At 59.2% G+C, this 21,549-nt stretch carries 25 protein-coding genes, 1 tRNA gene and 1 pseudogene; 5 read left to right on the top strand and 22 right to left on the bottom strand.

The features are described 5' to 3' along the window. From IVB32_RS30455 to IVB32_RS30440, 4 genes and pseudogenes are all read right to left on the bottom strand, one after another. Positions 1–285: pseudogene (locus IVB32_RS30455) on the bottom strand (DUF2497 domain-containing protein); the annotation flags it as partial. A gap of 306 nt (positions 286–591) precedes the next feature. Beyond that, positions 592–1,983, bottom strand: coding sequence for a TolC family outer membrane protein (locus IVB32_RS30450; protein WP_247296776.1), 1,392 nt, complete (start codon positions 1,981–1,983; stop codon positions 592–594). Positions 1,984–2,186: 203 nt separating this feature from the next. Next, the gene (locus tag IVB32_RS30445) at positions 2,187–2,849 is read right to left on the bottom strand and encodes a protein-L-isoaspartate O-methyltransferase (RefSeq protein ID WP_247296778.1); all 663 of its coding nucleotides are present in this window, start codon (positions 2,847–2,849) and stop codon (positions 2,187–2,189) included. 136 nt (positions 2,850–2,985) lie between these two features. Further along, positions 2,986–3,165, bottom strand: coding sequence for a hypothetical protein (locus IVB32_RS30440; RefSeq protein WP_026233446.1), 180 nt, complete (start codon positions 3,163–3,165; stop codon positions 2,986–2,988). Positions 3,166–3,513: 348 nt separating this feature from the next. On the opposite strand from IVB32_RS30440, the gene IVB32_RS30435 reads away from it, so the two are divergent. Then, on the top strand, positions 3,514–4,704 hold the full coding sequence (locus IVB32_RS30435; RefSeq protein ID WP_247412324.1) for a site-specific integrase: 1,191 nt from the start codon (positions 3,514–3,516) through the stop codon (positions 4,702–4,704). Between the two features lie 80 nt (positions 4,705–4,784). Here IVB32_RS30435 and IVB32_RS30430 read toward each other — a convergent pair whose 3' ends face one another. Continuing rightward, positions 4,785–5,207, bottom strand: coding sequence for a hypothetical protein (locus tag IVB32_RS30430; protein WP_247412322.1), 423 nt, complete (start codon positions 5,205–5,207; stop codon positions 4,785–4,787). A gap of 68 nt (positions 5,208–5,275) precedes the next feature. Here IVB32_RS30430 and IVB32_RS30425 point away from each other — a divergent pair, with 68 nt between their 5' ends. Further along, complete coding sequence (locus tag IVB32_RS30425; protein ID WP_247412320.1) at positions 5,276–5,518, top strand: helix-turn-helix transcriptional regulator; 243 nt, start codon at positions 5,276–5,278, stop codon at positions 5,516–5,518. 44 nt (positions 5,519–5,562) lie between these two features. Here IVB32_RS30425 and IVB32_RS30420 read toward each other — a convergent pair whose 3' ends face one another. After that, positions 5,563–6,474: a hypothetical protein gene (locus IVB32_RS30420; RefSeq protein WP_247412318.1), complete on the bottom strand. Its 912-nt coding sequence runs from the start codon at positions 6,472–6,474 to the stop codon at positions 5,563–5,565. 227 nt (positions 6,475–6,701) lie between these two features. Between IVB32_RS30420 and IVB32_RS30415 the strand changes: the two genes are divergently transcribed. The 3 genes from IVB32_RS30415 to IVB32_RS30405 all read left to right on the top strand — a co-directional run bounded on the left by IVB32_RS30415 (position 6,702) and on the right by IVB32_RS30405 (position 8,390). Further along, positions 6,702–7,013, top strand: a complete 312-nt coding sequence (locus IVB32_RS30415) for a hypothetical protein (protein ID WP_247412317.1) — start codon at positions 6,702–6,704, stop codon at positions 7,011–7,013. Between the two features lie 99 nt (positions 7,014–7,112). Further along, positions 7,113–7,373, top strand: coding sequence for a hypothetical protein (locus IVB32_RS30410; protein ID WP_247412316.1), 261 nt, complete (start codon positions 7,113–7,115; stop codon positions 7,371–7,373). Between the two features lie 135 nt (positions 7,374–7,508). After that, the gene (locus IVB32_RS30405) at positions 7,509–8,390 is read left to right on the top strand and encodes a hypothetical protein (RefSeq protein WP_247412315.1); all 882 of its coding nucleotides are present in this window, start codon (positions 7,509–7,511) and stop codon (positions 8,388–8,390) included. Positions 8,391–8,637: 247 nt separating this feature from the next. Here IVB32_RS30405 and IVB32_RS30400 read toward each other — a convergent pair whose 3' ends face one another. The 16 genes from IVB32_RS30400 to IVB32_RS30325 form a co-directional block, all read right to left on the bottom strand. Then, positions 8,638–9,381, bottom strand: coding sequence for a hypothetical protein (locus tag IVB32_RS30400; protein ID WP_247412314.1), 744 nt, complete (start codon positions 9,379–9,381; stop codon positions 8,638–8,640). Beyond that, positions 9,378–10,649, bottom strand: coding sequence for a hypothetical protein (locus IVB32_RS30395; RefSeq protein ID WP_247412313.1), 1,272 nt, complete (start codon positions 10,647–10,649; stop codon positions 9,378–9,380). Before IVB32_RS30395 ends, IVB32_RS30400 begins: the two co-directional genes overlap by 4 nt. 362 nt (positions 10,650–11,011) lie before the next feature. After that, positions 11,012–11,902 (bottom strand): glycoside hydrolase family 55 protein, encoded by an 891-nt coding sequence (locus tag IVB32_RS30390; protein WP_247412312.1) that lies wholly within the window; start codon positions 11,900–11,902, stop codon positions 11,012–11,014. Between the two features lie 799 nt (positions 11,903–12,701). Further along, the gene (locus tag IVB32_RS30385; protein WP_346731116.1) at positions 12,702–13,040 is read right to left on the bottom strand and encodes a P27 family phage terminase small subunit; all 339 of its coding nucleotides are present in this window, start codon (positions 13,038–13,040) and stop codon (positions 12,702–12,704) included. Between the two features lie 116 nt (positions 13,041–13,156). Further along, positions 13,157–13,363: a hypothetical protein gene (locus IVB32_RS30380; protein WP_247412309.1), complete on the bottom strand. Its 207-nt coding sequence runs from the start codon at positions 13,361–13,363 to the stop codon at positions 13,157–13,159. After that, the gene (locus IVB32_RS30375; RefSeq protein ID WP_247412305.1) at positions 13,360–13,953 is read right to left on the bottom strand and encodes an HK97 family phage prohead protease; all 594 of its coding nucleotides are present in this window, start codon (positions 13,951–13,953) and stop codon (positions 13,360–13,362) included. Before IVB32_RS30375 ends, IVB32_RS30380 begins: the two co-directional genes overlap by 4 nt. Before the next feature lie 151 nt (positions 13,954–14,104). Then, positions 14,105–14,689 carry a hypothetical protein gene (locus IVB32_RS30370; RefSeq protein ID WP_247412302.1) on the bottom strand — a complete coding sequence of 195 codons (585 nt, stop codon included), beginning with the start codon at positions 14,687–14,689 and terminating at the stop codon, positions 14,105–14,107. 2 nt (positions 14,690–14,691) lie between these two features. Continuing rightward, positions 14,692–15,216: a hypothetical protein gene (locus tag IVB32_RS30365; protein WP_247412299.1), complete on the bottom strand. Its 525-nt coding sequence runs from the start codon at positions 15,214–15,216 to the stop codon at positions 14,692–14,694. 195 nt (positions 15,217–15,411) lie between these two features. After that, positions 15,412–15,963, bottom strand: a complete 552-nt coding sequence (locus IVB32_RS30360; RefSeq protein ID WP_247412295.1) for a hypothetical protein — start codon at positions 15,961–15,963, stop codon at positions 15,412–15,414. A 479-nt stretch (positions 15,964–16,442) separates the two neighbouring features. Then, positions 16,443–17,642: an AAA family ATPase gene (locus IVB32_RS30355; RefSeq protein ID WP_247412293.1), complete on the bottom strand. Its 1,200-nt coding sequence runs from the start codon at positions 17,640–17,642 to the stop codon at positions 16,443–16,445. Next, positions 17,642–18,472, bottom strand: a complete 831-nt coding sequence (locus IVB32_RS30350; protein ID WP_247412291.1) for a toprim domain-containing protein — start codon at positions 18,470–18,472, stop codon at positions 17,642–17,644. Before IVB32_RS30350 ends, IVB32_RS30355 begins: the two co-directional genes overlap by 1 nt. Continuing rightward, entirely contained in the window at positions 18,456–18,710 is a 255-nt protein-coding gene (locus IVB32_RS30345) for a hypothetical protein (protein ID WP_247412290.1), read from the bottom strand. The genes IVB32_RS30350 and IVB32_RS30345 overlap by 17 nt, the downstream gene beginning before the upstream one ends. A 61-nt stretch (positions 18,711–18,771) precedes the next feature. After that, the gene (locus tag IVB32_RS30340; protein ID WP_247412289.1) at positions 18,772–19,992 is read right to left on the bottom strand and encodes a ParB/RepB/Spo0J family partition protein; all 1,221 of its coding nucleotides are present in this window, start codon (positions 19,990–19,992) and stop codon (positions 18,772–18,774) included. Further along, positions 19,989–20,234 carry an AlpA family phage regulatory protein gene (locus IVB32_RS30335; RefSeq protein ID WP_256466603.1) on the bottom strand — a complete coding sequence of 82 codons (246 nt, stop codon included), beginning with the start codon at positions 20,232–20,234 and terminating at the stop codon, positions 19,989–19,991. Before IVB32_RS30335 ends, IVB32_RS30340 begins: the two co-directional genes overlap by 4 nt. A gap of 351 nt (positions 20,235–20,585) precedes the next feature. Next, positions 20,586–20,660, bottom strand: a tRNA-Asn gene (locus IVB32_RS30330). Positions 20,661–20,794: 134 nt separating this feature from the next. After that, on the bottom strand, positions 20,795–21,016 hold the full coding sequence (locus tag IVB32_RS30325) for a hypothetical protein (RefSeq protein WP_247412288.1): 222 nt from the start codon (positions 21,014–21,016) through the stop codon (positions 20,795–20,797). Between the last annotated feature and the right edge of the window lie 533 nt (positions 21,017–21,549).

Below are 21,549 nucleotides of genomic sequence, written 5' to 3'. Positions count from 1 at the left end.
GGGTGCGGCGGCCGGCGGCGCTGCCGGCTTTGCGGCCGGAGCCGGTGCCGGCTTTGCGGCCGGAGCCGGTGCCGGCTTTTCGGCGGCCGGTTTGGGCGGCGCGACCTTGGATGGCGGAATATCGTTGATCACCTGCGGCTTCGGTGACGCGGCGGGGGCGGCAGCTTTCTCGGGCTTAGCGGCATCCGCCGGCGGCGGCTTGGCCTCATCGTCGGCAATGATGCGCCGGATCGAGGCCAGAATCTCCTCCATCGAGGGTTCTGTGACCTTTGCAGGCTGCGTCATCTCCGACTCCACATCATCAACGCCCTCGCATGCGTTGTTTTACACCAAGCACAACAGGATTGGCCGGTTCCGGATGGGTGGCCCGACATTTTTCGTCGTGGCAGCCCGACTTGTCCCCAGATGACGGCTCAACGTGCAACGGTGCGCCCCTGCCCTCGGCACTCATGCTTTACGCACACGGCATCGGATGCAGAGCGAATCGACCCGCATCTTCTTGGCAAGGCTATGTCAGGGATTTTGATGATTGCAAGTAAACCACCGGTCGGCCTCGGCTATTTGCGAGGCCGACCGGATGATTACGGGACTCTAGCGTCCGTCTGGCGTGCGTACGCCGGCCCAGCTGTCGCGAACCTGCTGATAGTGAACGCTGGGATCGTAGACCGTGGTGTTGAGGCCGAGGACCTGCGGCGCGAGACGGCCGACCGCGTTGAGCACCGAATAGGACGCCACCACGCGGTCGTGCTGGGCAGTGACGAGCGCCACGCGCGCGTTGACCAGCGCCTGCTGCGCGTTGAGCACGTCCAGCGTGGTGCGCTGGCCGGCCTTGGCTTCCTCGCGCACGCCGTTCAGCGCGATCTCGGAGGCTGTAACCTGCGCCTGCGCGGACTGCACCTGCGCCTTGCCGGCTTCCAACTGGCCCCAGGCCTGCACGACGTTGGCACGGGTCTGATCGCGTGTGGTTTCAAGATTCAGGCGCTGCTGCGCCAAGTTCTCTTTCGATTGGCGGATCAGCGCATATTCAGCGCCGCCCTGATAGATCGGCACCGAGGCGGTCGCGATGGCGGAAGCGGTCGTCGTTCGGAAGACGGTCAGGGTCTGCTGGTACGACTGGGTGATGCCAGCCTGAACCGTGAGGGTCGGCAGCAGCGCGCCTTCGTTGATCTTGACCTGGAGATAATTGACGTCGATGCCGAACATCGATGCCGTGACGTTGGGGTTCTCCACTAGGCTGAGACCGACGGCGGAGGCGAGCGTCCCGGGCAGGAAACGATCGACCGGCGAGCCCGGCGCAAGGTTCGTCGGCTCGTTGCCGATGATCCGGCGGAAATTGGCACGCGTCGTCGTGAGATTCGATTCGGCCGTCAGGGCCTGGGTCCTGCCCGCCGCGAGCTGCGCTTCGGATTGCGCCACGTCCGTGCGCGTCACCTCGCCGACATTGAAGCGATCGCGCGTTTGCTTGAGCGTCTGTTCGAGGACGCGCACATTGCTGCGCTGAACTTCGAGTGTGGCGGAGTCACGAAGATAATCCATGTAGCTGGTGGCAGCCTGCAGCAGGACCGTCTGCTCGAGCACACGCAACGCCTCGCGGGATCCCGAGACCTGGCTTTCCGCCACGCGCGTCCTGTTGGCGGTCTGATTGCCGTTATAGAGCGTCTGGTTGATGGTCAGGCTGGCGCTATTGGGCTGAAGGGGCGGGTCGCTATGGATCGGCACAGCCTTCTGCGTCTGCTGAATATCCTGATATTGATAGCCGGTGCTGAGGTTGATCCCGACCTTGGGGCGATAGCCCGACAGCGCTTGCGGCACGTTCTCGTCAGTCGAGCGCACCTGGGCGCGCTGCGCGTTGAGCTGCGGATTGTTCTGATAAGCGCGCACCAGCGCAGCCTCGATCGTATCCGCCAAGGCAGGCGTCGGCGCGGCAAGCGCCAGCAGCAGGACCGAAACCGCTGCTCCGGTGAAGAGCTTCACCCCATGCATCCAAAAATTCCGTTCATTCTAACGCCCGGCTCGTGCCCGCGAGCTGGGTTACCGTCTACGAGTGGAGTCGTTGCCCCGCCGCAACATAGGACGCGGTCAAGCGCGACGGAACTACCTGAGGGGTGTTCTCGGTGGAAACTCTTCACGTGCAGCATCCCGGCCACACTTCTGATTCAGAACGGGATTTTAACGGGCCAAAGCCGTCAGAAGACGAAGGCGGCGGCCCGTTCCAGCCCCGGAAGGACCGGGGCTGCGGCATCGAACAGCGCCCGATGGCCGAATTCGCCGTGGGTATGGGTCACGATCATGGCTCGCGGCGGCCTGGATTCGGCCGAGACCCCCACCAGGCGCCCCCCCTCCTTGAGCTGCCCGAGCAGCCCTGCCGGGGTCACCTCGGTGGCGCCGTTGAGGACGATCGCATCATAGGGACCTGCGGCGGCATCACCCTCGGTGCAGGCCGCGGCCTTGCAGGCCACGTTGGCCAACCCGAGGGCGGCGAAGGCGTCGTTGGCCTTTGCCGCCAGGCCCAAATCGCATTCCGTCGCGATGACTTTGCGCGCGAGCTTGGCGGTCAGCGCAGCGAGATAGCCCGTGGCGCAGCCGACGACCAGCACGTCGTCATCCTCGCCGATCTCGGCGGCCTGGAGCAGCTTGCCGGTCAGCTGCGGCTTGATCAGGAACCGCTTGGCGCCTCCCTCGCTGACGTCGAGATCGAGGTCGAGATACGCCAATGCCTGCCGGCTGGCGGGCACGAAAGCCTCGCGCGGAACCGTGAGCATGGCGTCGAGAACACGACGGTCGGTGACGTCACTGGTGCGCACCTGGCCATCGACCATTTTTAGGCGCGCCGTCGAGAAAACGGACATTTGCGGACCCTGCAAGGCGGACGATGCCGCGGACGAAAGTTGGCGGCATCTTTGGAACAGGCCCTGCGAAAACGCAACATGGCTTTGGCCCGCAAACCGGGCCCTTCCGCAACTCGCAACGTCGAGGGTGAGCCGCCTATTCGATCGTGACCGCGAGGCGGCCGATCAATGCGGCGACTTCGTCCAGCCGTGCCGAATCGTGGGTCTCGACCGCCCGCGCCAGACAGGCGAGGCATTCGTCGTCGCTGAGTTCGGGGATGTCCGCCGGCAGAATGGAGGGGGCCAGCGGGAAACGGTCGACCTGGATGTCTCGCATGGGAATCAGCTCCGTAAAGGACCGGCCTCTGGAAGCTCGATTTCAATTGAGTCGTTTTGGCGTCACCAGGGAGGATGCCGGCTCGCGACGGTACACATCTAATTGAGGATCTGCCGCAACGAGATCGCACGCCAGATCAGAGTCTGGGCCCAAGTTACTGAAAATGAAGCGGAATTTGGCTCCCCGGGCTGGATATTTTTCCTTGTCCAAGCCGCCCCATTGTGGCAACCTGCAGAGCGACAATCGCTTTGTTATCAAGGGGTAGCTTGCCCGTACGGTCCATGGTGATTACTGCTAGCGCACACCCCAATAGCGGGGAAAAAGCGGGGAAGATAGTCGGAATCCGAAATGGGGAGCCATACTAGAAACGTCCTCACCGTGAAGTCTATCGAGGCTCGCAAGGTCGCGAAACTACGTGACGGTGGTGGCCTCTGGCTCGTCACCAAGGGCAGCGGCCGATATTGGATCTTGGACTACCGGTTCGCCGGCAAGCGCCGAGAAATGGGCATCGGCCCGCTCCATACTGTCGGTCTGGCGGATGCGCGCCAAAGGGCCGAGGCGGCTCGCGCCCTGCTCCGGAGCGGTATCGACCCAATAGATCACCGCGCCGTTGTGGCGATCGAGGCGGCTAAGGCGGCGGTCGGCGTGGTGACCTTCGGCAAGTATGCCGACTCTTATATCGATGCCGCCGTGAAGGCCGGCCGGTGGCGCGGCGCCAAGACCGAGGCCGGCTGGCGGAACACCCTAACCAACCACGTCACGGCGATGCGCGACAAGGCGCTAGCGGACATCGACATCCAGGACGTGCTGGCAGCTGTGCGGCCACTCTGGGGCGCGAAGCAGGAGACCGCCGAGAAACTCAGGTGGCGCATTGAGCGGGTCTTAGACGCAGCTAAGGTCGAGGGGCTGCGCAGCGGCGAGAACCCGGCCGCGTGGAAGGGCAACCTTGAGCACGTCTTGCACAAGCCGGACGAGTCAACGCGTGGCCATCACGAGGCCCTATCCTATAAGGCCGCACCAGCCTTTATGATGCGCCTGCGCGGCACCGACACGATAACGGCGAGAGCGCTGGAATTCCTTATCCTGACGGCCACACGGAGCGCTGAAACGCGCCTTGCCGTGTTTGATGAGTTTGACCTCGATGCCGCGACGTGGACTATCCCTGCCCCGCGAACTAAGGAGCGAAGGGAGCTTCGTGTCCCCCTCTGCGAGCGCGCAGTCGATATCGTGAAGGCGATGAAGGCGCAGTCGCTCAATCACTTCGTATTCCCGGGCGTGCGCGCCAACCGACCTATCTCTGACATGACGTTCGGGAAGGTGATAGCCGCCCACGGCGGCGGCACTTCGACCACACACGGTTTCCGCAGCACCTTTAAGGACTGGTCGACCGAAGAGACAGAACACGAAAATTATGTGTCGGAGGCCGCGCTCGGCCATGCCTCCGGTGATGCAGTGGAGCGCGCCTACCGCCGCGGCGATGCCTTGGAGAAACGCCGGGTGCTGATGAACGATTGGGCTGCCTATTGCGCTGGAAAGTAAGCGCCCGCTCCAGCTTGAGCCAGAGCGGGCCTCAGCGACGCATTGGAACTTGGGGGCAACATTACGCCGCCGATAGGTTTTTACCGCAAAACCCCGGCGCCGACCATCACCCGATTCCCCGTCCTCGATACGGGCCGCTTCCTCCGAACTGGACCGACGCAGTCCTCCAGATCGACGGCGCCAAGGTAGTTGGCCGTCCAAGCCGGCGCGGTCTGGTTCGTGGTGGAGGTCCAGCCGAGGCTCGGTTCTGAGTCCTCGTGGGGCTCGGCGCCGTCGTGCTCGTCCTCCATATCCCGGCCAGCGTCGGCGTTCATGGCGTATGCGAAACCTTCTTGCACTTGATCCTCAGGCCTGTAGCCGCCCGTCGAGAAGCCTAGGCTGGGCTCGGTGTCGGGGTCGTCGAGGGTGTCGAGGAGATTGATAAGTAGGTCTATCTGGGCTTCGACGACGTGGCGGGATATGGGCAAGCCGATAGCGTCGGCCTGCAAGCGTGCTTGCGGCATTGGGCAGGTTCCTGTAGTGATGCATTCATCACCATTATGGTGACAAACGCACTATACAGGAATTAACCATGGTGACAAGTGCACAAATTAGGGCTGCCCGCGGTTTGTTGAATTGGACCGTTCGCGACCTTGCGGAGAAATCGGGCGTGCACAGAAACACCGTGACCAGGGTTGAGACCGACGCGACAGAGCCCGGCCACTCCATAGCCGCCATCCGCGCCGCCCTCGAATCTGCCGGCGTCATCTTCCTCGAAGATGGCCGGTCAGTCGATGGAGGCCCGGGTGTGAGGCTGGCGAAGCCGAAGGCCTAGCTGCCTACCACTTCTTTCGGGCGCTTCGGCGCGTCAGTGCTTGGCTATGCCCACATTCCGTCGGCTTCCGACAACCTGTCGATGAGGGGCATATTCCCATCGCGGAAGGCCGGCGCGTCGAGAGACACGGTGTACTTCTGCTCGCCGTAGAGGTTGCTGGCGTACTTTTTTGCAGCCTGTTTGATGTCGGCTAGGCGGATCTTGCCGTCCAACACATCAAGGACGACCATGCCGATCACCTCCATACGGATGTCGCGCGGCAAAGCACGCGAGACAACGTCATCGACCATGGTGAACAAATAATCCGAATTGCCCGCGATCTGGCCGGTCAACCTTGAAGCTTTCAAGTTGGTCGAACGCGGTAGGATATGTGCGCTCGGTTTTACGATCGTTGTTATGGTCGGATTAATGATCCGGCGCATCTTGCTTTGGTTCATCAAGACCATCTCGTTAAATCCAGGTACATGCAAGCGCATGGCCCTGACTGCCCTGAATTTGCAGAGGTACCCAGGCAGCTGAGATGTAGTGAATTGCCTGACGGGCACGCCGGCCCTCAAGAGTTGCTGCGCCTTTTCGATCACTTCGGAGGGAGGCAGAGCTTTCGGAGCCTTGTAGCTTTCACTCACACACGCGGTGCAATACCGGTAAGCGCCCCCGCAATGATTCTTCCGTAGAATGCCGTAGATCGCGTAGGGATGGCCGCTCTTACAATGCGTTCTGCCCCCTTTCCATCCCTTTGAGGCATCCGCCGCCTTTCCATTCGCCTTCGCGAGCCGCATCGCCTCGTCAGCCCACTCTGGGTGCAGCTCGCAATGCTTTTCGAAACGTTGCGGGGTGACCAAGGCGGCGCCGCATCTCTTGTCACCTGACGTTATCCTTCGAAGCGTCTCCCCTGCTTTTAGCCGCCGCATAAACTCATCGGCGAGTTCAGATGTCATACCGGGAGGGACGTTCATCCACTTCCGTCTGGCCGCACTACGCTCCTCGTGTGATCGATATGCTTGGGACATGTTCGCCTCCACACAGCGCTTAATTGCGCGATGGAAGGCGGCTCCTGAGTCGCGGCGGGTCAAAGGACGATTGCTGACAATCCACCACAATCACTCGACCGGCCCATGCTATAAAGACCAGTTGCCCCCTCCGGCTGGCTCGCCTTATGGTGGCGGCGGGTCTGGGGGTTTCAATGGGGCTGTTCAAGCGCAAAGAAAAATGGGACCGCACGTTCCGGCTGCGAAGCCAGCAGAGCGCAGGGCGCGGCCTGCTTGCATGTCTTTTTTGGCTCTGGGGCGTCGTCGGACTGTTGTTCAACGCCGGCACGCTGTTCGGTCTCACCGGCAGTATCGGCGTTGGGACGTCGGGGCTTCTTGCTGCCTCGGCACTGATTTGGATCGGTGGCATGGTGTTGTTTGGCATCGGCGCCCTACTCGCTCACACAGATTTCGATGGTGAGCGGCCGAACAAAGAAGACTACGGCGACGTTCGGGTTACTCGGTAAAACGCTGAGCCAAGGGTCCGACGAGACGACGCGGCCCGAGGCTATCCGCAGCCTCGTCGAGTTGGGGCTGAAGGGAAAACAATAGAGGGGTGGAGGGCCATGGCGAACAAAGAAGTTGCCGCATGGATGATTGAATATATGGGCGCATCGCACTGGCTGTACCAGGAGGTGGTCGCGCGCAAGATCAAAGAGGTTTGGGGCGCTGACTTTGTTTACACAAACGAAAATGGCAACCTCGCGATTTCGAAGGGCGTCTTGAGAGGGTTTCGCAAGTTGACAGAAGAGACTCTAGTCTGGGAGCGGAGCGAAAAGGCTTGGCGGCCTCGCAAGCCGCACGAGACAGAGCGCGGGGTCGAATAAGATGTCTTGTGGCGTTTTTCTACGGCTCACAGCTGAGGCTGTCATGGGCAAGCTTGTTGCCGGCGACGACGGACTACCAGCAGAGGAAGTTGGTCCCTGGGCTCAGCCAGATGCTACCTGCGGGGTATTCTGCTGATGAGCGACGATACTATTGGTCTCTATTTTAAACTTAAGCCCGGGGAAAAAGCGGATCTGGAAGTGGTCGCGACCGCGGCATTGGAATGGCTGGAGGCGGCCCGCGCTGCGGCGCAGGAGATCGAACCGGGCGCTCGAATCAACGTCGGATTAGTTGATGCTGACGAAGCCAGTCTGCAACTTAATACCGTCCTTGAGTGGGTTGAAAGCCAATTGGAAAGGGTAGACAGGGGTGGCGGTCGTTATCCGCGCCTCAAGAAGCTGGCCATAGCCCTTGCTATCTTCGTCCCGACCACTGGAGTGTCAACTTACAGACTCTACTTTGGGCCGCAGCACGAAGTCGTGTTGAAAGAAGATGACCGAAAGCTCATTGAAGAGAATAGCCGACTTCTCCATGAATTGATCGAGCGCACGCACAAGAATCCCGACGTTGGCATAAGGCGACAAAAATTCTTCAAAGCGCTGGAACAAGACCCGTCTATCATCGGAGCCGGCGTTTCAGAAGGCCCAAAATATACTCCGCTCATCTTAATACCTAGCGACCAATTTGCAGAGAAAAGCGGCTTATGGGTGCCTGCCGAAGCAGAACCGGATGAGAGGACCATCTATCCCATCGTTAATGTAACGCTCATTTCACCGACCCTATTGCCGAAGCCACGATCCTGGAAATTCCAGCCGGCTGATGGCTTACCTGAATTCAGTGCAAAGATGCTAGATGCTCGCTTCTTAGCGGCGCTTGAGTCAGATCACGTCAAGGAACGTCTACGCACAGGCATTCGCATGACCATTCGGCTCGCGGTAAAGGAAGCGCGGGTTGGCGACGTCTGGCTCGTGAAGCCTCGCGGGCGATCTGTAGTTGAAGTGATCGAACCTAAAGTTTGATTAGCGATCGGCCCCAGCTACCCAGAATAACCCCACGAGAACGATCAGGGAGCAAATTGCTATAATGAACGTCAAACCCGGGGAAAGGTGCCAAAAAGCAAAAAGACACACGAGAGCCGTTAGCGTAATCGCTAAACCAGAAACCCATTGCCGCTTCGACTCCACCCGGTCAACCATCGTGGTTTTGCTCATCGCCATTATCCCACCATAGCCGATTTTTTGTTTATTTTTGGCCTTTTTATTCGCCTTAAACGTTGCCGCCAGCGCGCTCCGCCCGCCATGCGTTCCAATCTATCGGCGCCGGATCAATCCTTTTGCCGGGCTGATCTTCCGGCCACACGTGCACGACGTGCTGCTCCACGCCTGTGGCTGTGATCGTTGTCAATACGGCGTGGCCGCCGACAACATAGCGTCCGTCGAAGCTTTTGCGACGCTGAATCTCCATTAGGTGAAGCAGATACGAAGCAGGGTCGACCTTCTCAACGTCGGCGATCAAGTCAAAGGCTGCGTCTCGAAACTCCTCACGCGATGGCGGCGGCATCGCAACGATTGATAATTCTCTCAGACTGACCGCAACGTGCCTCTCCTCGACGAAACCGGCGTTCTGTCTGAGCGATATTGCTTTTGGAGAGCCGGCAGTCTGTAACTCAACACAGTATATCGCCGGCCGATCTTCCTTTTCGTGCCAGCCCGCCAGCACAACGCACGACACAGCGTCGCTATTGCAGAACTCCCGCGCGTAACGATGAAAGAAATGCTTGATTTGCCAATCGGCAGTCTCAATCAAATCATCAAACGTCCTGTATACGAGTCGGGTCGACATCCACTCGCCGAGCTGTGCCGGACCAGTGGCTGACAGCACGGCATTCAACCCGTGCAGGCGATGAGTCTTAATGAGATTCACATCCTGTGGAATGCCTTCGAGATATGAGAGGCCGTCCGCGAGAAGGAACGCAGCGTCGCTTCGAACGTAACCATTTATTGCACTCACTTCCGAACCTCCAAATCAGCGCGGGCCGCCGCAATTGCAGCGGCACCCTTACCTTGTGCCTCAGCACCAGCGTTTGTCTTGGCGATGTATTTGGTTAAAGATTCTGTCGCCCGATCGTACGCGTCAGCGGCCTCCTCGCCATCCTTACGTTTTGGCAAGTGCGCAGCATTAGGGTCGGCATTGTTGGCGCCCGGTGGGCGCGCACTCGGGGTAGGCACGCCGCCGGGGAATGCAACTTTCGACTCCGCCTCAGCTGCAGCCTTAAGCATCTCTGCTGCGAGCTGTGCCTTGGCGCGGATTAGTTCTAGCGCGGAAACGATCTCTGGATCGCCCTTGCCAGAAGCATTCAACTTTTCGATCGCACGCGTTACCTGGTCGACATCTTGCGGCAAGCTCCGCAAGTCCTTCTGAAAGATGTCCGCTGCATCCGCCCACCTGTTGAAGATGGCTTGCCCACTGCCAGGCTGGATATTCTGCGAGGCAAGCGCAGTTTTGACAAGATCGTTTGCCTTGTCGATCAAATCATCAAGCCAGCCGCCAATATCCCCAGACACAGACTTGAACTGCGCGGCAAGCTGAGCCGAAGATTGTTTCCATGCGCGATCGAATGCAGCAGCCTTGGCGACAGTGGCGCCGTCGATAATGACGCCGGCCGCTTCAGCGCCTTGAGCTATGTCCTCGAACGACTTGCTGCCATTGCGCAACGCCTCAACCCAGCCCTCAGAAAGACCGAGCATCTGCGCGGCTTTCGTCTTTTCGGGGATAGAGTCGAACTTGTTGATTAGCCCGCCAGCGATCGTCATCAATTCGTTCAGGCTGATGACCTGCCCGTTGCGGTCTTTATATTTTATGTTGTTCGCTTCAAGCAATTTTGTCAGAGAGTTTTCGTTCTCCTTGGCATCGGAGAGCAATGAAGCCACCTTGCGGAGGTCGTTGACCGAGTCCTCCGAAGAGACGCCGCCCTGACCTGCAGCAAATTGGATCTTCTGGAAGCGCTCTGCTGTGAGGCCGGTAAACTCTGCATTCTTCTGTAAGTCGGCAAGCTGGCTGTTTACCTGGGTGAGCGCGGCGAGAAGCCCGCCGACAACACCAGTCACGCCAGCCGCTGCCGTCCCAAGCGAAGCGAAGCCGCCAGCGGTCGGGTTGAGGTTCGCGAAGGATTGTTCAATCCGGCTAATGGCGCTATCCGCCATATCGCCGGCCTGGTTCATGTCGCTGGCGAATTGATCCAGCTTCGCGCCAAGTTGTACTACGAGGTCGTTGGACATCGGCATCCTGAGTTGAAGGCGCGCTTGAATATCGTCGCGCGTGGTGGATTTAGTGCGCGGCTTGCGAATTGCGCGCTATGTTGTTAAACGGCGCCCACAACATTGAAGGGGCGTTACGTTGGCCAAGAAGACAAAGCAGAAGACTGTTCGCCGCGAGTGGACCAGGTCTGACGTCAAGGAACTCAAAGCGCACTCAAAGGCACGGACGCCAGTCGTAAGAATAGCCAAGATGACCAAGCGAACCGAGGGCGCGCTACGTCAGAAGGCCATCGTGCTGGGAATTGGACTCGGCCATCAGCGCTAAGTCCGCCTGGCACGCCGCAGTGGTTTAAGCCTCCAGCTGCGGCCTTCATTGACTTGAACTAGGCAGGAACAAGGTTTGAAGCTGCACCGGCGGTGATGTAAACTGTCTTGTTTGTTGATGGCACCGTCACATTGACCAGCGTGCTCAAGCCGTCTCCATGAACACCACCGACGAAGTTTTCGCGATTTTCGCTGTCATCCAGGATCACTTGAGTGAGCGTCGAACTCTCGCCGTAAATCAGTTGGGCGTTGAGATGTTGGCATGACAAGCGCATACGCATTGCCGCGAGCCCGCCCGGCAGCCCCCCATAGAAATCGAACACCGTATGCCCGACGCCGGATAAATCGAGACCAAGACCGCCGCTGCGCTGGCCGTTATCCTCTGACATACACTGAATAAACGAGTGCTTGTTCGGCGTATTTCCTGCGTCTTGCAAATAGTAGCCGGTGCTGCAGCCGAACGTTTTGACCCGGTTAACAAAGTTGAAATAGCACTGCCGCGCTGTTGCCGTGCGGCGCATAAATACGCCGTACAAGAAGTACTTTGTCTTCACCCGCTCAATTCGGGAGTAGGAGACATTCGTGAAGTCGACAGCAGTAAAATTGTTACCACCCCAATTCGTAGTCTGCTCGACTGTAAAATCGGAAAGTGTCACGTTGACGATGTCATCATTGCCACCATTATAGCAGCCGAAACCCTCTACGGCCGCGCACCGAAACACGGTGAGATCGTCACCGTCTCCGAAGATCTTGGTATTGGATGCCAGTTTCGGCGGCGCGCTGTTGAGTAGATATATCCCCTCAGGAGCGTAGACAGGGCGCCCGGTGGCCAGCGCGCTGGCCAGAGCGGGTCGACTGTCAGACACGCCAGTCGGGTCGGCACCATAGTCAATGATGTTGACGGGGCCGTGCGGCGGCGGTGGGGCCTTATTTAGTTGCCAGAAACCCATTGATTAAACCTCGAAATGGCGTGCGTGCGCACGCGCCTGATTGAACGTCATTTGTTGTCTTCTCCAGTTTTGATGATGGTAGGAGTGCCGCTACATCCGCGCGCCCCGAGGAACGACTCGCCAATTGCCACGTTTTCCCGCCGCCCCCCCAAGGGGTGGCTGCTTACTCCAAGGGGCAGCCTCAATAGCCCCAGCTTCACCCCCCCTGAAGCTGGGGTCCCTTTGCGGTCTGGGACAATTACCTCAGGAGGCGCGGTAGGTTGTTGGGGTCGGGTTTCATATGCGGTCCCCGATCTCTTTCATCAGCTGCGCCCGAATCCCAAGCACGACCTCGACAGGCTCGCGGTCGCAACCGATCAGACTTCGCGGGCTGGCATCCAGCGGGCTGGCGCGGAATTTCGAGCGGCCGAGCGCGGCGGCCAGGGCGATCCTGATGGCCTGGTCATGTGGCGCGCGCATGCCCCGCCGAAACAATCGGATTGCCTCCGGTGTCACCTGCGTAGAACGGCGACGCCTGTCCCGCCTTAGTCTGGCAGGCATCAGCGCGGATCTCCGAACTCTGCGAGTGCCCATGGCGGCCCTAGCGCTGGATGACGCGGAGGCAGCGTCCGCATGAACTCGGCACCCAGGCGTTGCCAGGCTGCGCGCGCAACCTCCAGATCCGGTCTGTCGTAGGCGTCAAGGATGATGCCAGCGCCTTCGAGGTCGCGATCAAAATCAAATTGACATTCGAACACGCTTCTCCACTCTTCGAGGCCAGCCGCCTGCTTACGCCTGTTCTTGCGCGCTCTGACGGGCATTAGCGACGAGCCCCATAATCTGCGGTTCTCGGCGCGCGCGGCGCCTCTGGCCCGTCGACCCCATCAAGCGCCAGCTCCCGCAGCAATCGGGCGAACGAAATCCGGGCGTTTTGCAGGATACCGACCTCCGGCCGCTCCTTCGGCTGGCCGAAGCGATCGAGAAAGGTCTGCCCGTCACGGTCAAGAACTTCACGCGCGGTCTGCGCCTGGTCCCAGGCTTCCGCCGCCAATTGCAGCAAACGCAAGTGATGCGGCTCCATCTCGAAGTCCGCGACAACACTTGCCCACCATTTCCGGGTCGCGGGCTTGAGGTGCGAGGGTGGTTTTGGGGTAGTCAATTAAGCCTCCAGATTTTTATTTTGAACCGGGGCACCCATCTCGCGCGTTCGAGGATGGCGCCGGTTTCCGAGGGCAAATGCCTAAGAGATTTGACCCAGCCCTCCCCGTCGCGTCATCAGCCAGCGCTGATCGTCAACACGCCGCCGTTGGCCCACAACTGACCGACAACGTGCGGGTCGCTCGTGCCAATGCCAGTGAGAACGAGCTTGCCAGCCGCGTTCACAGTGAACGCCACACCATTGAAGTTGACCGAGCCGCCGGGCTCAAGAGTAAGACTGTCGCCACCGAGATCGCGATGAACTTTTGTGTTATAAGTGCTCATAGGATTCCTTTTGCTCGCTTCGCCGAGATGCGTCTCTTTGCCGCCTGATGGTTGGCTGTGGGGATGGATCGAAACTTCATCTCCATCTCAGCCCGCCTTGACGCCACGGTTTTGGGGCCATGCACGACGGTCCTGTCTTTCACCGGTGCGACGTAGTTGGCACTTGTCCGCTCATAGGCCGGCCAGGTTACCAACGATAGCTCCCGTAGGTCTGCCTTCGTAATCGTGCGCAGCGGCGTGTCAGCATCAGCCCACGACCAGGTCTCTTCGTCTGGCCAGAACGAAATCGAGACCTGATGCACCAGGCCAGAACGGACAGATGCGATTGCTTCCTGCCCATCTGGCGACGTTGGATCTGGTGTGAGCGTGTACCACAGCCCGACCGCGTCGGGCTTGACCCGAAGCGTTCGGTTGCTCATCCGGCCGAGCGGTCGGTCATCCTGGTGACTCCAAAGCGCAACCACGTCCTGGCTGGCAGAAAAGAAAGAGTCAAAAGCAGCCGCGTCGAACTGCTCTAGAAAAATTCCGCCGATGTCCGCTCTATCCAGCCATCGAATAGCATACCCGCTGATTATTCCAGCATCGCTCATTCGTTACTCACCGCGCTTCTTTTGACGATCTGCGATCATTCGCTTTGCGATCTCGACGGCAGATTCGTCAGTTGTGCGGTGTCTTTTCTCTCCTACAAACTTCACGCGCCGCGAAACTACGCCTTCCTTGCTTTCATCTGCTGAGTGCGCGTCAGACATCGTGACCGTTCTCCCGCACTTCCTTCAAAAAATGGAAAACCCGACCCTGCCCTCGGTCGCCCATGAAGTGCGCCTGAATTGGTCGCAGGTAGTTCTTGTTGACGTCTTCAACATCAAGCTGATCCAGCAAATGGTCGTGGTGCTGTCGAGCTTCTTCGAGTTCACGCGCAGCGTCGCACAGCGCCTTTAATCGGCGCCGATATTCAGGCAACGTCGCGCTGCAGATAATCTTGCTGGCTTTGTCGCGTGCCTCATCCGTACGTCGGCGTAGCACTTCGCGTGTGTCCTCTATGACACCCATCTCGGCGACGACATCCCGGAGTCGCTTCGCCAGTTCGGTGACGCTGCCCTCCGTCTCTTCACCTAGAAGCCGAGCCACGCCAACGCTAAGACGTTCTCCGCCAGCCGCTTTGGCGACTTTGATTTCGTCAAGGAGATTCGATCGCTCAGCATTGAGCTTGGAGTAACTCTGCTCCAAGTCCTGCCTCTTTGCGATTAGGGCGGCGAATTCTGAGCTGGATTCAGCTAAGCTCGCAACGATGAATTCGTCGGTCGTGGATTTCTTTTTAAATGACAAGTTCATTCTCCAAAAAGTTCGTCGAGTGCGTCAGCAATCGCTGCCACGTTGAGCGTGGTTGATTTGTTATGGCCGTTGGACTGCCAATGCGAAGCGTCTTGACCGATCTCGCAAAAGCGCTCGACCGCGCCATCCTGCTTGTGAATCGCAACCGCTCTCCAGTTGCAGGAGACCTCAACTTTCGATGCCCGGGCTTCAGGGATACCTGAACGAGCATCTTCGATCAGCACCGAGACGGCAACTGCGGCGTGCAAGATCGACAATGGTGCGTCAATTAAACTAGCGCCACCAGGAGTCATTGCGTGGTAGGCGCGGACCACTGCGGGCGCTTCGTGCAAGGTAACGTCGGATGCCAATGCAACAACGATATCGATGACCTGATACTCATTCAATTCAGGCGGCGCACTCGGCAAGCCCGTTGGCAGAATGCGAGCTTCCTGCAGCCGGCGCGAGATACCCGTACTGCGCGACCGGGGAAATTTTAAGTGCTGCTCGATCGCATCGAGTGCAGCGCTGAGCGAGGCCATGGCGGCCAATCTCCTTTTTAAGGCTTAAAAATTGCGGCTTAGAAGGTGAAGTGAAGAACCGATGCTGGTACTTCTGCACTTCTTCGCAAAAAAAAGTGCGCTGGGATCGAACCGGCGCGAGTTGACCGTCACGTCGAGGCTGCAAATCGCGGCCTACGAAAGAAATACGTTCCCAACTATGGCGAAATCTGGATTCTAAGCGGCCCTCTGGCTCGGCCGGTTGCGGCGATGGCTTGGCGCATTATCGTTCGCCGTAAGGGCGCGCTTAGCGTCTATGAGACGGATCATTGCATCTTCAACGGCGCCGAACTGCATCAGTCGACTGCCGCTTGTCGCCGGGACTACCTTGCCGACGATATCCAGCGCGCCTTCAGCAACGGCCGGAGCGTATTCGCGCCACCGGGAAGCCACGGACTCCGTGAAAAGCCAGCCATCGCGCATGGGTTTGGTGGCGGCTTCGGCATCGTCCAAATGCGAAGTTGACTTCGCATTTCCTTTGGGCTGACGGCGCTTGCCGCGAGGCTGGCGATATTGCGTTGCCGTCGAGTGCCACCGGCCATCCAGTCCAAGCCACTGCGACATATCCGCGTTAAACGTCGCCCTGGCCGCCGCGTCGAGTTGCCAGCCCCAGGCGGGACCCACGCCGGGGAAACGGCGGTGAAGCAGCCGGTTCAGTTCCTCAGGGCTCGGGCGCGTCTCGATAACACGGTCGGCCGCGATGGGGGCGTTGTCGTTTGCGGGGGTCATGATAGTCCTCGACGTGACTTGCTATGCTCGCCGCATTCGCGGTCTATACGTCGGCCTCTTCGTGCCGATCGAAAATCGGGGGTTTGATAAATAATCAAACCAAATCAAAAAAATTTACGCGTGCCTGGACGGCTGGTTTGCGGAGACGGCGCCGAAGAGAGATCGAGGTCTCCCCACCGCCGCCGTGCGGAAATCGTGCGCACCATTCTCAAATCCGCACGGCAGTTAAGTACTTGTATATGTTGCACTGTTTCACGCGACGCGCACCAACGTGCGCCCTAGAGAAGTGAGTGCACGGCATTCGCGCACGATCCCACCATTGCGGTGGGTGTGATAAATCACACCCCACCGCAGAGTATTTGGTTTTGTCTGAAAATCGTGCGCCGTGTTCATGCGTGTAAGTCCTTGTCAATAGTATGATATTCGTCATGTCGTGCAATCGTGCGCGGTACTTTCGTGCGCGCACGATTGGCGCACGGTTAGCCGTCGCGCTTGCGTGCAAGACCAGCCGCCATCCGCGCACCAGCCTCGGCGCTGTGCTTGTCGGCGCGCGCCTCAAGCGCCACTTCGTGTCCACGCTTTGTCAGTTTCCATCCCTTGCGCGCGACGTCGACAAGCTTTCGCTTATAAAGCCGGTCCTTCGCATGACGAACGCGGTCCTTGTTGGGCTCGCCAGTTGGCGTGCACCAACAGAGAGCCTCGGCCATCTCGGCGAGTGAGGAGCCCTTGCCGCGCTCGATCGCGAGCAACACCTCGTCATCGTCGTTGCGCGCCTTGTCGGCTCGCTTGATGCTCTCGCCCTTCGACAGCGCCTCAGCCATCACGGTTGGGACGGGCCTGCCTTTGCTGTCCACCAAGGTTGGTACTGTAACCGTCTTCAGTTCGAAGTAGATTGGGTCGAAGTCGGGGCCGCGGTGCTTGCCTTGCCAATGCAGCTTGACTGTATCTCCCTTGTTGAGGGTCAGATTACCATCCATCTCTGCAATGAATGCACCACCACCACGCGGCAGCAAGTTTGATGGATCCGCATTTTTGATAGGGTGACATGCGGCGTAGACCACCGGCTTGCCTGGTAATGTCGTTAGCATGCGCAGGTTGCGCGCATGGGCTCCCAGTTGTGAGTTGCTGTTTTCGTCGTCGCCGTGGAAGTAAGCCGCGCTCGTATCGACCACGATCATCTCGACGTCGCCAATTTTCTCAACATCGGCTTTGATGCGCTCAAACATCTCAGCAACGCCGAACGTTCCGGCGATAAAGTGGACGTCTACGGCATCAGGATCAAAATCAAGATAATGCGCCATTGCGATCCAGCGCATGCGCACATCATCGGGATTCTCGCCCGCGAAATAGACGACGCGCCCCTTCTCAACCTCACGATCGCCGAGAGGTTTGCCTAGCATCGTGAGCGCGGCAATCAGCAACAGGACAGCCGTCTTTCCTGTGCCTGTCATGGCAGTCGTCGAATAAAGATAACCCTTCTGCGATATTCCATCGACGTGGTAATCGGGCGGCTTGAAACCGCGGACGAATTCGCCGCTGGAAACCATGCCAGGATAGGTCGAGGGTTTTGCCGACCCGGACGGATTCGCGCCTTTGGCGTTATCATTGGCGGGTTTTGGCGGGACCTCGGCTTCCTTGAAGCCGCTACCCGGATTAGACTTCCACTTGTGGCTACTCATCACGCAGCACCCCGCAGGTCTGCGAAGTCACTGCCGATATCTGGTGGTGCGACTATCTCAACTTCCTTGCCAGCCCCATGCCACCGTCGACCGCATTCGTTCGCCGCCGACATTCCTGCATGGTCGCGGTCGGCATAAATGCTCAACGCCTCAATGCCTGCCAATACCAGAAACGTCGCCATCGTGCCGGCAGACAGGCAAGCCCATATCGGCCGAAACGGCACCGCCAAGGCGGTCTCAATGCCTTCAGCAATTGCTAGGCCGTAGTGGACGTCGGCATCGGACGACAACCGCACCACTGCACCTTTCGCGCGGCCATACATCTTGCGTCCGACCTTACAGCCGTCGTGGTCCAGATAGGTGACGTGAACGCCGCAAGGTTCATTGCTGATGGCATCTGTCATCAGCGCAACCATGCTCCGGTCATTCGCTCGGAAGCGGATTGCATCACCGCTGTAGGCCAAGCCACGGCCGGCAAGATAGGTTTCCGCTAGCGTCCCGGCGAGCGAGATGGCGTGTTCCCACCGCTGCAAGGCATTGCGAATGCGAGCCGGCTCATCGTCATCAATCTCGCGCAACCTGACGATGGGCACGTCATCATTCGCCGGTTCGCGGCGCCGGTCGTTCGGCAAGCCGAGTTGTTCGCGGACGTAATCTCGGCATGCGCGCCAATCGTCGCCAGCGAATGACGTAACGCTGAATGAGCCGTCAGGTTTGAATTTGACCTTGAGGGATCTGTCGCGCTTGCTGTGACTGGGACCGGGACATAGAACATAGTCTCGGACGGCGTTGCCGCCGAGGATGACGGCAATGCTACGAATTGATTGCATGTTCGGTCTGTAGCTCCACGAGGGAATTGAGGGCGAGTTCAGCCAGCGCCTTGTTGAACGAAGGGCTAAAGCCAGCGGTGCGCTCTTGAAAGGCGTTTGGCGCCATTACGTGGGCGGGCTCATCGCCACGCTGCCGCAAAGCCAGGTTGTACAGGCGCAAATGGTCGTTCAGTTCGAGGTCGAAACGCGCAAGCGTCGTCGACCCCGGTGAACCGGGTCTAATGTCGAGTATTCGCAAGGTGGGATTCCCCTGTTGGGGTTCGGGTGCTCTCGGCGGAAGGGCCGATCGAGCGGGTGGTTTAGGCAGCTTGTTGATGGTCCTCGTCGGGAAGGCGCTGCTTCAAATCGACGGCCAGATTGCTCCACATAAGGGCAGCATCAAGCGCGAGCTGAACCATCTCTGTGGTAGTGGCGAAGCTGGCCCAGGCACCGAACTCACGAGTCCAGAACGCGGGCATCGAGATATGGTCGCCCGCCATGTTCATGACGCTGCGCCGCCATTGGTCGACCGGCTCGTTTTCGAGATAGTAGCCATCGTCATCAACATCGTCGTCGGACTCGTCGGCCGGCTCGGGCTTGGCCTTGCGCTCCTCGGCTTCTCGCCTCGCTATTTCGAGCGCCGCCTTCATGCTTTCTCTAATAGCCTCTCGCTCACCCTTCGTGGCCCTCCGGGCCTGTGACCGCGTCCGGATCACCGCAACCTGCTTCTCTGGCGCGGTCTGCTTCGCCGCCTCCAACAGAGCAGACCGGTTATCATCAAGGCCGGACTCCTTCGCGGCAGCCTTCGCCTCTGGGGACAGGGCGGCAACCTTCACGGCGCGAATGGCGTCGGTACGCTCAATGCCAAGTTCGCGAGACGCTTCGCTGAGACCGCCCTTATTGCCACGCCCACCGGAAACCTGTGCAGCTTGCGCAGGTTTGTCATCGTCACTCGATATCTCGGGCTTGACGGTGGTCAGTTCGATCCAGCGGGCAATCTGTTCGTCTCGCTGAAGGACGGTCAGTTCTGCGCGATGAAGATTCTCGGAGATCTCGGCAAGCTCGGCCGCGATGTCATCAAGGTCGAGAACAAGGCAAGTGGTCCATTGCCACCCCAATCGCTTCATGGCTTCAAGTCGGTGATGGCCATAGACGAGAACCGGGACGCTGTGCTCTTCGACTCCGTCTATCAGCATCTTGTCCACCATGCGAACAGCAGGTGGACTCTGAAGTCCAACCCGTTCGATGGAGACCATCAATTGCGCGACAGTGTCCTCATTCAGTGGCCGGCGGCCAGGTGGAATGTAGATTCCGCCTTCATCCGAAATACCGAGATGACGATATCTGTGCGGATGCCTCTCAGGAATATAGAGCATAGAGGCGCGCATGTGGTCGGCCTGTTTTCGGATGAAGGCGGAATGCCGCTTGTCGATCTTGGTGGTCCAAGCGACGCCCTCTGTGCCGTTGTCCCCCACCCAACGAGCCACCTCTTCATCGCTCATCGCGTCGAAGTCTGGTGTGCTGGTTCCTGTCTCGCTCACGCCGCCACCTGCTTGCCGGTCTGCTTGTTGTCGTTGGCGGCCCGCGCGGCAATGCGCGCGGCGATCCAGCCCTGAACTTCCGCCTTTACAAAGGCGATACGTTTATCACCGAGCGGAACTGCCACAGGCCAGCGGCCCTCCGAACGGTACCGATTGATCATCGTGCGTGACAGAGATGTCATGGCGCACGCAGTCTTAAGCGAGACGAGCACAGGCTCGTCCGAGGACAGATTCGTAGACATGGGAAGGCTTGATTTCAGTCGGACGCCGGTACCAGCCCTGAGGGTCTTTGGCTGCGTCGAGGAACCGATGCCCGCCGGCAAAGGGCCAGTCCGGGCTGCGACTGAGTCGCGGGGGTCTTAAACAGGATACACCATTGTCGGCCGTGTTGGCAATAGAGCCACCACATCTAGTAAATTATTTTTTGCGAGCCTAGATATGGCGCTGAGCCCGCCATGAGTGCAGCCCATTTCTTAAGTGAATCGCCCCGCCGGAAGGCGGCCAATCTCTGATCAAAGCGGGAGAGAAAGCGGGGAAGCGATTCTTGAGACTTGCAAAAGCGCTATTAAATCAACCGCTTAATGCACGGTAAATGGCTCCCCGGGCTGGATTCGAACCAGCGACCATCCGATTAACAGTCGGATGCTCTACCGCTGAGCTACCGAGGAAAAGGGCGAACCTGTCGTTCGCGCGCGGCTGCGTATAACAAAGCCGCTTGCGCTTGCAAAGGACGAATTCGCTATCTGGCACATTGCGGCGAGGAAGGGCACGCGGCCCCTCCTCCGCCCGGCCTCAGGTCAAGTTACTCGGCGACGAACGAAGTGGTCTTGGTGCCGGAATCGTAGCGCAGCCGGAGTGCCGTGAACTTGCAGAGGTTGACGTTCTTCCAGAGCACGGTCTCGTCATAGTTCTGCCAGTCGACGCGGACGTTCCAGACGCATCCTTCGTCGTCATCGTCGAACTCGACATAGGTGCTCGCCTGGTTCTGCAAAACCTTGTCCAACTCGTTGTCCCATTCGTCCATGCCATCGTCCGGGGCGTTGAAGCCCAGGAATTGTAGGCATAGCCGGTCTCGTTGACGACAGTGACGTTGCGGGCGTCAGCCGCGTACGACGGCGCGGCGGCAATCGATAGACCGACCGCGATCAGTGCAGACAGAAAATACTTCATATGAAATTCCCCCGATCGAAACGGGCTTTCGGTGCCTGACGTCGATCGGCGCAGGCGCCGCGGCAAGGGCTGCCATCGCTCTGCAAGAGCAACGCTGCATCGTTGGCGCGGCCTCTTACCGCTTCTCTTAGCCTCGCAGCCAGTGCAGGCGTGATCGGCACGCTGTAGCGCTCAAGTTTTTTCTGGCTGCGGTTTCTGCCGCCGCCCTTGGCCGACTTCGGCATCATCAGCTTCGGCCGCACTGGATGATCGTGAAAGTCTTCGACGCGCAAACGCACAGCCTGTGACGGCCGGGCGCCAGTAATCGCCAGCGTATCGACGAGGAGCCCGAGCTTGTTGTCGTGGTCGTAGGCGGCGCCTACGAATTCGCGCACCTTGTCGTCGGGC

Origin of the sequence: Bradyrhizobium sp. 23, assembly GCF_023073295.1 — a bacterium.
GTDB lineage: Bacteria > Pseudomonadota > Alphaproteobacteria > Rhizobiales > Xanthobacteraceae > Bradyrhizobium > Bradyrhizobium canariense_D.
The sequence above is the reverse complement of the archived record's forward strand: the minus strand, read 5'-3'. Positions and strand labels throughout refer to the sequence as shown.

Bases quoted from the DNA above. Each gene is read 5' to 3' on its own strand.
- IVB32_RS30450 (WP_247296776.1), bottom strand. From the start codon at position 1,983: ATGCATGGGGTGAAGCTCTTCACCGGAGCAGCGGTTTCGGTCCTGCTG.
- IVB32_RS30445 (WP_247296778.1), bottom strand. From the start codon at position 2,849: ATGTCCGTTTTCTCGACGGCGCGCCTAAAAATGGTCGATGGCCAGGTG.
- IVB32_RS30440 (WP_026233446.1), bottom strand. From the start codon at position 3,165: ATGCGAGACATCCAGGTCGACCGTTTCCCGCTGGCCCCCTCCATTCTG.
- IVB32_RS30435 (WP_247412324.1), top strand. From the start codon at position 3,514: ATGGGGAGCCATACTAGAAACGTCCTCACCGTGAAGTCTATCGAGGCT.
- IVB32_RS30430 (WP_247412322.1), bottom strand. From the start codon at position 5,207: ATGCCGCAAGCACGCTTGCAGGCCGACGCTATCGGCTTGCCCATATCC.
- IVB32_RS30425 (WP_247412320.1), top strand. From the start codon at position 5,276: ATGGTGACAAGTGCACAAATTAGGGCTGCCCGCGGTTTGTTGAATTGG.
- IVB32_RS30420 (WP_247412318.1), bottom strand. From the start codon at position 6,474: ATGAACGTCCCTCCCGGTATGACATCTGAACTCGCCGATGAGTTTATG.
- IVB32_RS30415 (WP_247412317.1), top strand. From the start codon at position 6,702: ATGGGGCTGTTCAAGCGCAAAGAAAAATGGGACCGCACGTTCCGGCTG.
- IVB32_RS30410 (WP_247412316.1), top strand. From the start codon at position 7,113: ATGGCGAACAAAGAAGTTGCCGCATGGATGATTGAATATATGGGCGCA.
- IVB32_RS30405 (WP_247412315.1), top strand. From the start codon at position 7,509: ATGAGCGACGATACTATTGGTCTCTATTTTAAACTTAAGCCCGGGGAA.
- IVB32_RS30395 (WP_247412313.1), bottom strand. From the start codon at position 10,649: ATGTCCAACGACCTCGTAGTACAACTTGGCGCGAAGCTGGATCAATTC.
- IVB32_RS30390 (WP_247412312.1), bottom strand. From the start codon at position 11,902: ATGGGTTTCTGGCAACTAAATAAGGCCCCACCGCCGCCGCACGGCCCC.
- IVB32_RS30380 (WP_247412309.1), bottom strand. From the start codon at position 13,363: ATGAGCACTTATAACACAAAAGTTCATCGCGATCTCGGTGGCGACAGT.
- IVB32_RS30375 (WP_247412305.1), bottom strand. From the start codon at position 13,953: ATGAGCGATGCTGGAATAATCAGCGGGTATGCTATTCGATGGCTGGAT.
- IVB32_RS30365 (WP_247412299.1), bottom strand. From the start codon at position 15,216: ATGGCCTCGCTCAGCGCTGCACTCGATGCGATCGAGCAGCACTTAAAA.
- IVB32_RS30360 (WP_247412295.1), bottom strand. From the start codon at position 15,963: ATGACCCCCGCAAACGACAACGCCCCCATCGCGGCCGACCGTGTTATC.
- IVB32_RS30355 (WP_247412293.1), bottom strand. From the start codon at position 17,642: ATGAGTAGCCACAAGTGGAAGTCTAATCCGGGTAGCGGCTTCAAGGAA.
- IVB32_RS30350 (WP_247412291.1), bottom strand. From the start codon at position 18,472: ATGCAATCAATTCGTAGCATTGCCGTCATCCTCGGCGGCAACGCCGTC.
- IVB32_RS30335 (WP_256466603.1), bottom strand. From the start codon at position 20,234: ATGTCTACGAATCTGTCCTCGGACGAGCCTGTGCTCGTCTCGCTTAAG.
- IVB32_RS30325 (WP_247412288.1), bottom strand. From the start codon at position 21,016: ATGGACGAATGGGACAACGAGTTGGACAAGGTTTTGCAGAACCAGGCG.